The organism is Streptomyces flaveus (assembly GCF_014647675.1).
In the GTDB taxonomy this organism is placed as follows: domain Bacteria; phylum Actinomycetota; class Actinomycetes; order Streptomycetales; family Streptomycetaceae; genus Streptomyces; species Streptomyces flaveus.
The window spans coordinates 128100-140118 of record NZ_BMPQ01000016.1 but is presented as its reverse complement, the minus strand read 5'-3'; the positions used below and the strand labels follow the sequence as shown (position 1 = coordinate 140118).

Genomic DNA, 12019 nt, shown 5'->3' with positions numbered 1-12019 from the left:
TCCCGGCTCATCTCAACTCGTCCAAGGCTCAGCCGAGTTCGGACTCTGCTATCCGTTGCAGAAGCGTGTGCAGCGTGTCCCGGTCGGTGGCGTCGAGGGGGTGGAGCAGGGCGTTCGTCGCGCGCCGCCCCGCTTCGTGGGAGTCGCGCAGGAATGCCCTGCCGTCCTCGGTCAGGACGATGATCCGGCTTCGACGGTCGTCCGGCGAGGGGCGGCGCTCGGCGAAACCGAGCTTCTCCAGGTCGTCGACCAGGCCGACGATCGCGCTCGGGTCGTACCCGAGGCGTGCGCTCAGCTCCCGCTGGAGCGCGCCCTCGGTCGTGGTCAGGTAGCGCAGCAGCGCGTAGTGGCGCAGCCGTAGCCCCGACTCCTGGAGGAACGCGTTGAACAGCTGCCCCGAGCGCAGACCGATCCGGTACAGCAGATAGCCGGTGTCCGAGTGCAGCCCGCGCATCCATGGCTCCTGAGCGTCGATGGCGTCGGGGTTGGTCGCGTGCTGCTGGCCGGCGATGGCGGGCTCCCTGGTCGAGGCCCCGGACGGGGGCGGGGTGTGCGTGGTGCTCACAGCATGGCGCACGACTCGGCTCGCAACAACTATTGACGTCGACAATTATTGTCCTTAGCTTCGATCTCGTAGCCGCAGCTCTGACTCGACTCGCAGCCGCATCCGCTTCTCGAAGGGACCCCGTCGTGCCCAGCATCGATCTCACCGGCAAGGTGGCCGTCGTCACCGGCTCCGGCCGTGGCCTCGGCCTCGCCTACGCGCACGCTCTCGCCGCCGCAGGCGCCTCCGTGGTCGTCAACGACGTGGACGAGGCCGTCGCCGAGCAGGCCGTCAAGGCGATCACCGCGGCCGGTGGCAGCGCGGTCGCCGAGGTGGTCCCGGTCGGTACGTCCGAGGCCGCGGACCGGCTTGTCGCCCGCGCCGTGGAGGAGTTCGGGCGCCTCGACATCCTGGTCACGAACGCGGGCATCCTCCGGGACCGGGTCCTGTGGAAGATGACCGACGAAGACTTCGACGCGGTGATCACCACCCACCTCAAGGGCACCTTCACCTGTGCCCGCGCCGCCGCCATCCGCATGCGCGAGCAGGGCGAGGGCGGCACCCTGATCCTGGTCGGCTCCCCGGCCGGACAGCGCGGCAACTTCGGGCAGACCAACTACTCCGCTGCCAAGGCCGGCATCGCCGCCATGGCCCGTACGTGGTCCATGGAGCTGGCCCGCTCGGAAATCACCGTCAACGCGATCGTGCCGATCGCCGCCACCGCGATGACCGAGACCATCCCGGCCTTCGCTCCCTACGTCGAGGCCATGAAGCGCGGCGAGCCGCTGCCGGACTTCCTGCGCAAGGGCGAGGGCTTCGGCACCCCCGAGGACTGCGCCGCGCTGATCCCGTTCCTCGCCTCCGAGGCCGCCCGCGAGGTGACCGGCCAGGCCATCGGCATCGGCGGCGACAAGGTGTCACTCTGGTCGCATCCGCAGGAGATCAAGGCGTCGTACGCTGACGGTGGCTGGGCCCCCGACACCCTCGCCGAGACCTGGTCCACCTCGCTGGGCGCCGAGCCCGAGACCGTGGGCGTCCCCGCGCCGAAGTTCCCGGAGGCGTGAACCATGACGAACCTCAACGTCGAGGAACTCGTCGCGATCGACGTCCACACGCACGCCGAGGTCTCCTCCAAGGGCAAGTCCTCGCTGGATGACGATCTGCACGACGCGTCCTCCGCCTACTTCAAGGTCGAGGGCAAGCGAAAGCCCACCATCGAGGAGACGGCCGCGTACTACCGCGAGCGGAAGATGGCCGCCGTGATCTTCACGGTCGACGCCGAGTCCGCGACCGGCACCGAGCCCATCGCGAACGAGGAGGTCGCCGAGGCGGCGGCAGCCAACCCGGACGTGCTGATCCCCTTCGCCTCCATCGACCCCTTCCGCGGCAAGGCGGGCGTGAAGCAGGCCCGCCGCCTGGTCGAGGAGTACGGGGTGAAGGGGTTCAAGTTCCACCCCAGCATCCAGGGCTTCTTCCCCAACGACCGGTCCGTGGCGTACGAGCTGTACGAGGTGATCGAGGAGACCGGCACGATCGCGCTGTTCCACACGGGGCAGACCGGGATCGGCGCCGGAGTGCCCGGCGGGGGCGGCATCAGGCTCAAGTACTCGAACCCCATGCTCGTGGACGATGTCGCAGCCGACTTCCCGCATCTGAAGATCATCCTGGCGCACCCGTCCTTCCCCTGGCAGGACGAGGCCCTTGCCGTGGCCACCCACAAGCCGGGCGTGCACATCGATCTGTCCGGCTGGTCGCCGAAGTACTTCCCGCCGCAGCTCGTGCAGTACGCGAACACGCTGCTCAAGGACAAGGTGCTGTTCGGCTCCGACTACCCGGTCCTCACCCCGGACCGCTGGCTCGCCGACTTCGAGAAGCTGCCCATCAAGGACGAGGTCAAGCCGAAGATCCTCAAGGAGAACGCGGCCAGGCTGCTCGGACTGACGAAGCCGTAAGGGGCTACCGATGCGCAATGAGGGACTGGGGTCGTGGCCCGCACGCCGGGCTCGCAAGACTCCCCGACGCACCGCCCTGATCCACCACGACACCGAGGTGACGTACGCCGAGCTGTACGAGCGCACCACCCGCCTCGCACACGCCCTGCGCACGGCCGGCATCCGCCGCGGCGACCGGGTCGCCTACCTCGGCCCCAACCACCCCTCGTACCTGGAGACGCTGTTCGCGGCGGGCACACTCGGCGCGGTCTTCGTGCCGCTCAACACCCGTCTCGCGGGACCCGAGATCGCCTACCAACTCGCGGACTCGGGCGCCAAGGCGCTCGTCTACGGGCCCTCCCACGCCGGGCTCGTGGCCGGACTGCCGGGCAGTACCGATGTGCGGTCGTACGTCGAAGTCGGCGCCGACTACGAGGGGTTGATCACCGAGGCGTCCGCCGAGCCGATCGACCAACCCGTCGGCGCCGACGACACCTGCATCATCATGTACACCTCGGGGACGACGGGCCGCCCCAAGGGCGCGATGCTCACGCACGGCAACCTGACCTGGAACGCGGTCAACGTCCTCATCGACCACGACCTGATCGCCGAAGAACGCGCCCTGGTCTCCGCCCCGTTGTTCCACACGGCCGGCCTCAACATGCTCACCCTGCCGGTCCTCCTCAAGGGCGGCACCTGCGTCCTGGTCGAGGCCTTCGACCCGTCCGCCACCTTCGACCTGATCGAACGGCACCGGATCACCTTCATGTTCGGCGTCCCGACGATGTTCGAGCAGGTGGCCCGGCACAAGCGCTGGGCCGACGCGGACCTGTCGTCACTGCGGATCCTGACGTGTGGTGGCTCTCCCGTCCCGACCCCACTGATCGCCAAGTACCAGGAGCGCGGGCTCACCTTCCTCCAGGGCTACGGCATGACCGAGGCATCGCCCGGCACGCTCTTCCTGGACGCCGAGCACGCGGTCAGCAAGGCGGGTTCGGCGGGCGTGCCGCACTTCTTCACCGACGTTCGTGTCGTACGGCCCGACATGGCGCCGGTCGAAGTCGGCGAGACCGGTGAAGTCGTCGTCCGCGGGCCGAATGTCATGCCCGGCTACTGGGGGCTGCCGGACGAGACCGCGGCCACCTTCAACGACGGGTGGTTCCGCAGCGGGGACGCCGCGCGGGTCGACGAGGACGGCTACGTCCATATCGTCGACCGCATCAAGGACATGATCATCTCCGGTGGCGAGAACGTCTATCCCGCCGAGATCGAGGACCTGCTCCTCGCTCATCCGGACATCGTCGAGTGCGCGGTCATCGGCGTGCCCGACGACAAGTGGGGCGAGGTGCCGCGGGCGGTCGTCGTGCCACGGGAGGACGTGGAGCTCGACCCGGACCAAGTCCTCGCCTCCCTGGCCGGGCGCCTGGCCAAGTACAAGATCCCCAAGTCGGTCGTACTCGCGGAGGAACTCCCGCGCACCGCCTCCGGCAAGCTGCTGAAGTCCCGGGTCCGTAAGCGGTACGGGACCGACTCTTCCAACTCTTAGCTAAGGAACGGCATATGAGCATCACCGTGAACGGCATCGACGAGCTCAAGAAGCTTGCGGGGAACGACCTCGGTACCAGTGAGTGGATCGAGGTCACCCAGGAGCGCATCAACACGTTCGCCGACGCCACCGGGGATCACCAGTGGATCCACGTGGACCCCGAGCGCGCCAAGGAGGGCCCGTTCGGCGCCCCCATCGCCCACGGCTACCTCACGCTCTCCCTCTTCATCCCGCTGTTCACCGAGTTGCTGGACGTCGAGGGCGTCTCGACGAAGGTCAACTACGGGCTGAACAAGGTACGTTTCCCGTCGCCGGTGAAGGTGGGCTCGAAGATCCGGCTGGTCGGGAAGCTGGCGTCGGTCGAGGACGTTCCGGGCGGGGTACAGATCACCGTCGACGGCACGATCGAGATCGAGGGCGGCGCCAAGCCTGCGGCGGTGCTGCAGAGCTTGTCGCGTTTTTACGCGTAAGCGCTCCGCTTGGGGCGCGGTTCTGAAGCTGCGGGTCCGTTGTGGCTGGTCGCGCAGTTCCCCGCGCTCCTATCGGGGCTCGTTGACGGGGCGCCGACTTTAACGGGCGCCCACCACGTCCACGAACACCGGGTTCGAGTAGAACCACGTGTCCGCCCACGGGTCGCCCTCGCCCGGCTCGTGCGGGATCGGGCCGTGGGGGTCAACTGCCGCCCCCAGATAGCCCGTTCCGTTGCGGTTGCCGTCGCTGCCCCGCAGTCGTACGTAGAAGGACTCGTCGCCCGCTGTGAGCGGGATGCGCAAGGTGTACGTGCCCTTGCGGCCGGACACGTCCTTCGTGTGCACGACCTTGGTGTCGGGAGCCCGCCACTCGTCTCGGTCCGTCACCGGGCCGTGTACCGCGCCGCGGATCACGTCGATGTGGGCCAACTCCGGGAGGATTCCCTGGGGATTGGGACGGGAGGCGGTCGTCACCGTGACGTACAGGGTGAGCTTCTCGCCCTTGCGTGCACGCAGACGGCCGCCGAGCGTCACGCCGCGGCCGAAGTCGCGGTCCCGCTTCACGCGGACGTCGAGGCCGTCCAGCAGGTGCCCGTGGTCGAGCCAGACGCGGCCCGCGCGCAGGCCCGCCATCACCGAGCGGTAGCCGTAGCGGGTCACTCCCACGTGGGTGCGGCTGAACTGGCCGGGCCAGAAGTCGCCGCCGGGCTGGGGCTCGGTGGTGTTCACCGGGTCGGGCAGACGGCCGGTGTTGTCGAAGTTCTGGCCGGGGAGCCAGTCGCCGTTCTTCCAGGTGTCGAACACCACCCGGTGCACATCGGAGTTGGTGGTGATGGTGAACAGCCTGCCCTCGGCGAGCATGGCGTCCCACAGGCCTCCGACGGTGGCCGTCATCCAGTCGAAGCCGCCGTACGTGACGTACGCGTCGGCCGGATAGCCGGGCCAGGAGTTCTCCGAGGGCTTGTTCTCGTACTCGCCACGGATCGAGGTCGGACCGCGCCAGCCGGGGATGGCGCCGCCCTGGGCGCCGGGCGCGCCCTCCACGCCGATCATGATCTCGGGGGCCGCGTCCCGCCAGTTGCGCATCTCGTGCGGGGAGTCGATGCCGAGCCGCAGGGGGTGGTTGGCGAGGACGAGCACATCGTCGACGTAGCCGCTGCGGCGCTGCTCGGCCAGCCACTTGATGGCCTTGACGGCGTGCGCCTCGTTGCGGGGAGTGTCGGGGTGGGTGGGGCCGCCCGCCGCGTAACCGAGCAGCTTGCCGTCGTAGGCGAGCTCGAACTTCGTGAGGATGTCGACCTCATGCGGGCCCGGCGCCGCGAAGACCGTGCAGTGCTCGGCGCCGGGGATGTACCACTCCAGGCCCTGGAAGATCAGCTGACGCGGGTTCGCGGCCCGCGCCTTCAGGATCTCCTGGTGCTCCAGCTTCGCCCCGAACTCGGCGTGCCCGAAGTTGGAGTGCTCGTTGAAGACCAGCCAGTCGAGGCCGTACTTGGCGCCCGCCTGAACGAGCTGGTCGAAGGTGTACTTCGCGTCGTGGCTGTAGACGGAGTGGACGTGGTGGTCGCCGACGAGATAGGCGAGGCGGGGGTCGTTGCCGCCGAGCCGTCGGCTGTCGGCGACCGCGGGGGTGGCGAGGGAGCCTGCGGCGAAGGCGGCGCCGAACAGGCCCGCGCGGCGCAGGAGTTGACGTCTGGAGGCGCCCTGGGGGTCCAGGGTGGCGGGGGAGACGGACGGGTCGGCCCAGTCGGGCAGTTGCTGCTCGGACATGATCGGTGAACGCCCTTCGGATCAGTGGTTCATGAACGACGTGACGGGCAGGGCGCGTTCGACGATCCGTACGTCACCGAGCCTGCCGTGCAGGATCTGGTCGATCTTTCCGGCGTACTCGTAGCCGCCGAGCAGCCACGGCAGGCCGAGCGAGGTGAGCCCGACGGAGCGCGCGGTGGGATTGCGCGCGACGGGACAGCCCTGGACGTACAGCGTGGTGTGCGAGCCGTCGTTGACGACGGCGACGTGCCACCACACCTCGCGGGCCGTCTCATCGCCCCAGTTGGTGGCGATGCCCTGCTGGTTGAGCGGTCGTACCGCCCACTGCGGGCCGGGCCCGTCGGACAGCGACAGCGTGGCGAGCGGCTCGTCCGGGTCGCCCTCGGTCTTGCCCGCGGCCCCGCCCGTACCGGTGCGGCTGATCAGCCCGCCCCAGGCGTTGCGCGACGGGTCCCAGTCGCCGGGCAGCTGGTAGAAGGCCTCGAAGGTGTAACCACCCCTGAACGTCGCCGAGTTGAGCGGTGCGTTCTCGGCCGTCCGCAGATAGGCGCCCCGCAGAGGTGACTTGTCGCCGTGGAAGTAGAGGCTGCCGTGACCCGGCTGGTCGGGGTGGTGCTCCGAGGACCAGGTGAGGGAGCCGTCGGCGACCTTGACCACGGTGAGGTCGTTGCCGCGCCCCGACAGGTCGCGGACGGTGCCGTCCATGGCCGCGCCTTCCGCATGCCCGTCGAACCGCCAGTACGCCACTGTCCCCCGCACCAGCATCTCGGAAGCGGACCGGGGCCCCCGCGGAGACACCGGGGCGAAGCCGGAGAAGCGCTTCTCGAAGTCGATCGCCACCGAGAACCGGTCCTGGGGACCGGTCAGTTCGATCTCCTGCCGCTCCAACTCGTTGAGCCCGTCGCCCGCCCGGCCCAGGATCCACGGGGAGATCGTCTCGACGTCGATGGTGTCCCGGTCGAGGTCGAAGCGGTAGAGGCGGATCATCGCCGCGCCGCCGTAGTAACGGTTCTGGTAGTTCGTCAGGTGCAGATGTACGTCGTTCCCGGCGGCGTTCCTGCGGACGGCGCGGCCCGCCGGCCAGTTGTGCCCGTTGAGCGTGAGGAAGATCTGGTCGTGCTCCTTGACCAGCCGGTCCCAGAGCTGCTGCCCGTACGGGGACAGGGTGTCGGCCTCGTAGACCAGTTCATGCGTGGTGAGGATGACCGGCATCTTCGGGTGCCGCGCGATGACGTCCTTGGCCCATGCGTACCCCTGCGCCGACAGCCGCCAGTCCAGGGCGAGTACGAGCCACTGCCGGCCGGCCGCCTTGAAGAGGTGGAAGGTGTTGTAGCCGTCGGGCGAGGCGCCGCCGAAGGTCGGCTTGTCCTTGAACCGCTGCGGGCCGAAGGCGTCCAGATACGGGGTCGGGCCCCGCTGGTCGTCGGTGGAGGACTTCACGTCGTGGTTGCCCGCGAGCACGCTGTAGCCCACGCCTCGCCGGTCGAGCAGCCCGAACGCCTTGCTCGCGGCGGTGACTTCGGCCTGCGCGCCGTTCTCGGTGAGGTCGCCCAGGTGCGAGAGGAAGACGATGTTGTCGTCCTCGCCCTGCTCCAGGATGTAGCGCAGTGATGCCTCGATCGGGGCGGGGTTGATGCTCGCTCCATCGAAGAGGTACTGCGTGTCGGGCATCACGACGAGCGTGAAGCGGCTGCTGTCGGGGTCGGGTCTCCAGCGGGTCTTCGAGGCGGACACCGCAGGCACGGGCGCCGCCTGCGCGGTGGCCGTCGGTATCGCGACCGCCGCCGTGGCCGCGCCGATCAGCGCGGTCGCGCGCAGGAAGTTCCGTCTGCCGGCGCCAGCCTGTTCGGCCTCGGCCTGGTCGTGCTCATGCGAAGTACAAGTACACACGTCTGCTCCGTGAGAAGGGGGACTGCTCCGGGAGAGGGGAGGGGGGTGGCGAGTTCAGAGCACGCGCAGGGTCCAGGCCCAGCGGTGGATGCCCGGCGCGATGAGGTACTGCGCCGAGGTGTCGGGCCCGCACGACGCCGTGCCCAGACCCCGGTGCGCGGCGTCGAGGTGCACGACGCAGCCGGGCCGCGGCACCAGCTCGTCGTGGTGCGTGGCGGCGGCCAGGTCCTCGGCGCGGTAGCGGGAGACCGAGACCTGGCTCGGTGCTCCCAGGCCCACGGCCAGTCCTGTGGCGTCCGGCGCCGACAGCGTGAACCGGCGTACGCCGTGCCGTCCCCCACTTTCCTGGGGACGTAGATAAGGGGTGAACAACTCGTCCACCGGGAGCGAGTGGTGGCCGACGGGCGCGCCCGCGCTCCGGTCCGGATAGGACTCCCAGGGGCCCTGCCCGTACCAGTCCAGGACATCGAGCCCGCCGACCGTCTCGAAGACCGTGCCGACCCGCGCCACATCGTCCAGCGCTTCCGGCAGTTCGGCCGACTCCTCGATACGGAGACCGCCGGCGACCGGGGTGATCACCTGCTCGTGGCGGACGATCCCGGCGCCGGTCGCGTACTCGGCCCGCACCGTCACGTGTGCGCCCTCGCGGTCCACGCCCACGACCTTGCGTACGAGCGCGTCCAGGCCCCAGTCGCGCCAGCGGGCCGCCATGCCGCCGATCTCGTCGTTGTCCGTGGGGGCACGCCACAGGCTCAGGACAGGCGGCGAGGCAAGCAACGGGTGGACCAGCCGCCCCTCCCCGTCCACCTCCACGGACGCACCGGGCACCGACTCGTGCGAGGGCGCCGCAGCGACCCCCGTACTCAGCCGGACCTGTGGCAGACACACCTCCGTGCCGCGCGGCGCCCAGGCCTCGTCGCGCGCCGTCGTGACCCGCAGGGTCAGCCAGGCCTCGCCCTCAGGGAGCGGGAACGGCATCGCGATCGCCTCCGTGCTGCCCGGCAGTACGCCGGGCAGCACGGAGGGCGCGGTTTGCGTACGGCCGTCCTCGTGCACGAGACACCACTCGGCGTTCAGCCACTCCAGACTCCGGAAATGCTGCCGGTTCTGGACCAGGAACACCCCCCGGCAGTACCTCAGCCGCACCGGCGCCGCGATCTCCCGGTGCTCGTACATCGCCGGTTTCGGCGTGCGGTCCGGGAACACAAGGCCGTCCGCGCAGAATCCTCCGTCGTTCGGGCTGTCCCCGAAGTCGCCGCCGTACGCCCAGCGATGGCCGGGCGCGGCGACACCCTTGCCGTACAGCCCGGCGCCCGCGCGCCCGGCCGGTCTTCCGTCGTTCACCCGCTGGAGAATGCCGTGGTCCCAGAACTCCCAGATGAAACCGCCCTGAAGTCCTGGGATGGACTCGATGGCCGCCCAGTGGTCGGCGAGTGTGCCGTTGCTGTTGCCCATGGCGTGCGAGTACTCGCACTGGATGAGCGGCTTGGTCTGCTCACCGGACAGTGCGTGCGCGACACAGTCCTCGATCGGCGCGTACATCGGGCAGGCGATGTCGGAGGCGACCGACGGACCGGCCCAGTCGAGCTTGGCCGCGCCCTCGTACTGAAGGGGGCGGGTGGGGTCGTGCCGGCGTATCCAGCCCGCCGCCGCGTCGTGGTTCGCGCCGTAGTCCGACTCGTTGCCCAGCGACCAGATGATGACGGAGGGGTGGTTCTTGTCGCGCAGCACCATGCGTGAGACGCGGTCGACGAAGGCCCCGAGGTAGCGGGGGTCGTCGGCTATCTCGTGGGCATGGTCGTGCGATTCGATGTTGGCCTCGTCGACGACGTAGAAGCCGAGTTCGTCGGCGAGGTCGAGGAGGGTCGGGTCGTTGGGGTAGTGCGCGGTACGGATCGCGTTGAAGCCGAAGCGTTTCAGCAGGACCAGGTCCGCGCGCATGTCGGCGGCGGAGACGGTGCGTCCGGTGAGGGGGTGGAAGTCGTGGCGGTTGATTCCGCGAATGAAGATTCGCTCACCGTTGACGAGCAGGTTCGGGCCGCAGACCTCTACGTTCCGGAAGCCGACCCGGTGGTGAGAGGTGTCGGCGACCGAACCGTCGGCGCGGTGCAGCCGCACGGTCAGCTCGTACAGCTCGGGCGTCTCGGCGGTCCAGGGGCGAACCGCGCGTACGGTCGCCGACAGCCGGACCTCACCGAGGAAGTCGGACACCCGCATGTCTTCGGCGTTGACCCGGTCGAACTCCGCGTCCTGGACGAGCAGTTGGCCACCCAGCGCCCCGGTGACGTACCAGCCCTCCGGCAGCGCGCCCGCCGCGTCCCGCACCTGACAGTCGACCCGCAGCTCCCCGTCCTGGCGCGCCCGTACGGTCACATCCGCGAGATGCAGCGGATCCGTCGCGTACAGCAGCACCGAGCGGGTGATCCCGGCGTGCCACCACTGGTCCTGGTCCTCGATGTGCGAGGCGTCCGACCACTTGATGACGGTCAGCCGCAGCGTGGCGGGATCCCCGGGGCGTACGACGTCGGAGAGGTCGAACTCGGCGGCGAGACGGGAGTCCTTGGAGATGCCGACCGGACGGCCGTTCACATGGACGAGGAGCACGCTCTCGGCCGCGCCCACCTGGAGCACGATCCGCCGGCCCGCCCACTCGGCGGGGATGTCCACGGAACGCTCGTACACGCCCGTCGGATTGGCGGCGGGCGAGGCGGGCGGGAACTCGCCCCACGGCATACGGAAGTTGGTGTACTGCGGCAGATCGCCCAGGTCCTGCATGGTCCAGGCGCCGGGGACCTCGATCCGCGTCCACTCGCCCGAGCACCCGTGGGGAGTGGGCAGCAGCTGGAAGTGCCAGGAGCCGTCCAGGGACAGCGCGTCGCCGCGGCGGTCCACGGCGTTCATCGGCAGCCGCCCCCAGGAGGTCACCTCGGGTGTCTCCCAGGGGCGCAGCGCGATCAGCGGATCGCGTCTCATCAGCGGATGGCTCCCTTGCCGAGGTCCGCGATGATCTGCTTGGCGCCGATGGCGAAGACGATCAGGAGCGGGACGAGGGCCAGTACGGCACCGGTCATGACCATCCCGTAGTCCGTGGTGCCGTGGACGCCGTTGAGCTGGGAGAGGGCCACCTGGAGCGTCACGTTGTCCGGGTTGGTGAGGGCGATCAACGGCCAGGCGTAGTCGTTCCACTGGCTCATGAAGGTGAAGATGCCGAGGAAGGCGAGGCCCGGCCGGACGACCGGCAGCGCCACATGCCAGTACTGGCGCATGAAACCGGCACCGTCGAGCTTCGAGGCGTCGAGCAGTTCGTCGTGGATCGCGCTCTTCATGTACTGGCGCATCCAGAAGATGCCGAACGCGTTGGCCGCCGCCGGGACGATCAGTGAGGTCATGGAGCCGATCCAGCCGAGGTTCGCCATGATCACGAACTGCGGGATGGCCTGGAGCTGCGCCGGGACCATGAAGATCGCCATCATCAGCGCGAACAGCCACCGGCGGCCCGGGAACTGGAACTTCGCGAAGACGAACGCGGCCAGCGAGTCGAAGAACAGGACGAGGAACGTCACCGTGGTCGCGACGAGCAGCGAGTTGAACATCGACCCGAAGAAATCGATGCTCTCGAAGAGCTTGCTGACGTTGTCGTCGAAGTGCGAGCCGGGCAGCAGCTTCGGCGGGTACGAGAAGATCTCGGTCGACGTGTGGGTCGACATGATCACGGCCCAGTAGAACGGGAAGGCCGAGAGCAGTACACCTGCGATCAGGGACGCGTGGAGCGCGATGCCCCTGCGCCGGGTGCCCTCGATGAGCTTGGGCTTCGTGGGCTTGACGGGTTCGGCCTCGGCGGGCCTGGCTTCGGTGGTTGCCATGGTGA

At 69.2% G+C, this 12019-nt stretch carries 9 protein-coding genes; 4 read left to right on the top strand and 5 right to left on the bottom strand.

The window, feature by feature from the left end:
* Window positions 1-28: 28 nt before the first annotated feature.
* Window positions 29-454: a MarR family winged helix-turn-helix transcriptional regulator gene (locus IEZ21_RS28040; protein WP_033326166.1), complete on the bottom strand. Its 426-nt coding sequence runs from the start codon at window positions 452-454 to the stop codon at window positions 29-31.
* 236 nt (window positions 455-690) lie between these two features.
* On the opposite strand from IEZ21_RS28040, the gene IEZ21_RS28035 reads away from it, so the two are divergent.
* The 4 genes from IEZ21_RS28035 to IEZ21_RS28020 are packed head-to-tail and all read left to right on the top strand — an operon-like array spanning window position 691 to window position 4491.
* Window positions 691-1608 carry an SDR family NAD(P)-dependent oxidoreductase gene (locus tag IEZ21_RS28035; protein WP_281399539.1) on the top strand — a complete coding sequence of 306 codons (918 nt, stop codon included), beginning with the start codon at window positions 691-693 and terminating at the stop codon, window positions 1606-1608.
* Window positions 1609-1611: 3 nt separating this feature from the next.
* Entirely contained in the window at window positions 1612-2496 is an 885-nt protein-coding gene (locus tag IEZ21_RS28030) for an amidohydrolase family protein (RefSeq protein ID WP_189324666.1), read from the top strand.
* 10 nt (window positions 2497-2506) lie between these two features.
* Window positions 2507-4021, top strand: coding sequence for an o-succinylbenzoate--CoA ligase (menE, locus tag IEZ21_RS28025; protein ID WP_189324665.1), 1515 nt, complete (start codon window positions 2507-2509; stop codon window positions 4019-4021).
* Between the two features lie 14 nt (window positions 4022-4035).
* A complete protein-coding gene (locus tag IEZ21_RS28020) occupies window positions 4036-4491 on the top strand; it encodes a MaoC family dehydratase (protein WP_189324664.1) in 456 nt (151 codons plus the stop codon).
* A 99-nt stretch (window positions 4492-4590) separates the two neighbouring features.
* Here IEZ21_RS28020 and IEZ21_RS28015 read toward each other — a convergent pair whose 3' ends face one another.
* Genes IEZ21_RS28015 through IEZ21_RS28000 form a run of 4 tightly spaced genes read right to left on the bottom strand, consistent with a single transcriptional unit; the run spans window position 4591 to window position 12014 of the window.
* Window positions 4591-6261 carry a PHP domain-containing protein gene (locus IEZ21_RS28015; protein ID WP_189324663.1) on the bottom strand — a complete coding sequence of 557 codons (1671 nt, stop codon included), beginning with the start codon at window positions 6259-6261 and terminating at the stop codon, window positions 4591-4593.
* A 21-nt stretch (window positions 6262-6282) separates the two neighbouring features.
* Window positions 6283-8151, bottom strand: a complete 1869-nt coding sequence (locus IEZ21_RS28010; RefSeq protein ID WP_189324662.1) for a LamG-like jellyroll fold domain-containing protein — start codon at window positions 8149-8151, stop codon at window positions 6283-6285.
* A gap of 54 nt (window positions 8152-8205) precedes the next feature.
* Window positions 8206-11124, bottom strand: coding sequence for a glycoside hydrolase family 2 TIM barrel-domain containing protein (locus tag IEZ21_RS28005; protein ID WP_189324661.1), 2919 nt, complete (start codon window positions 11122-11124; stop codon window positions 8206-8208).
* Window positions 11124-12014 carry a carbohydrate ABC transporter permease gene (locus IEZ21_RS28000; protein ID WP_189324660.1) on the bottom strand — a complete coding sequence of 297 codons (891 nt, stop codon included), beginning with the start codon at window positions 12012-12014 and terminating at the stop codon, window positions 11124-11126. Before IEZ21_RS28000 ends, IEZ21_RS28005 begins: the two co-directional genes overlap by 1 nt.
* Window positions 12015-12019: the final 5 nt, after the last annotated feature.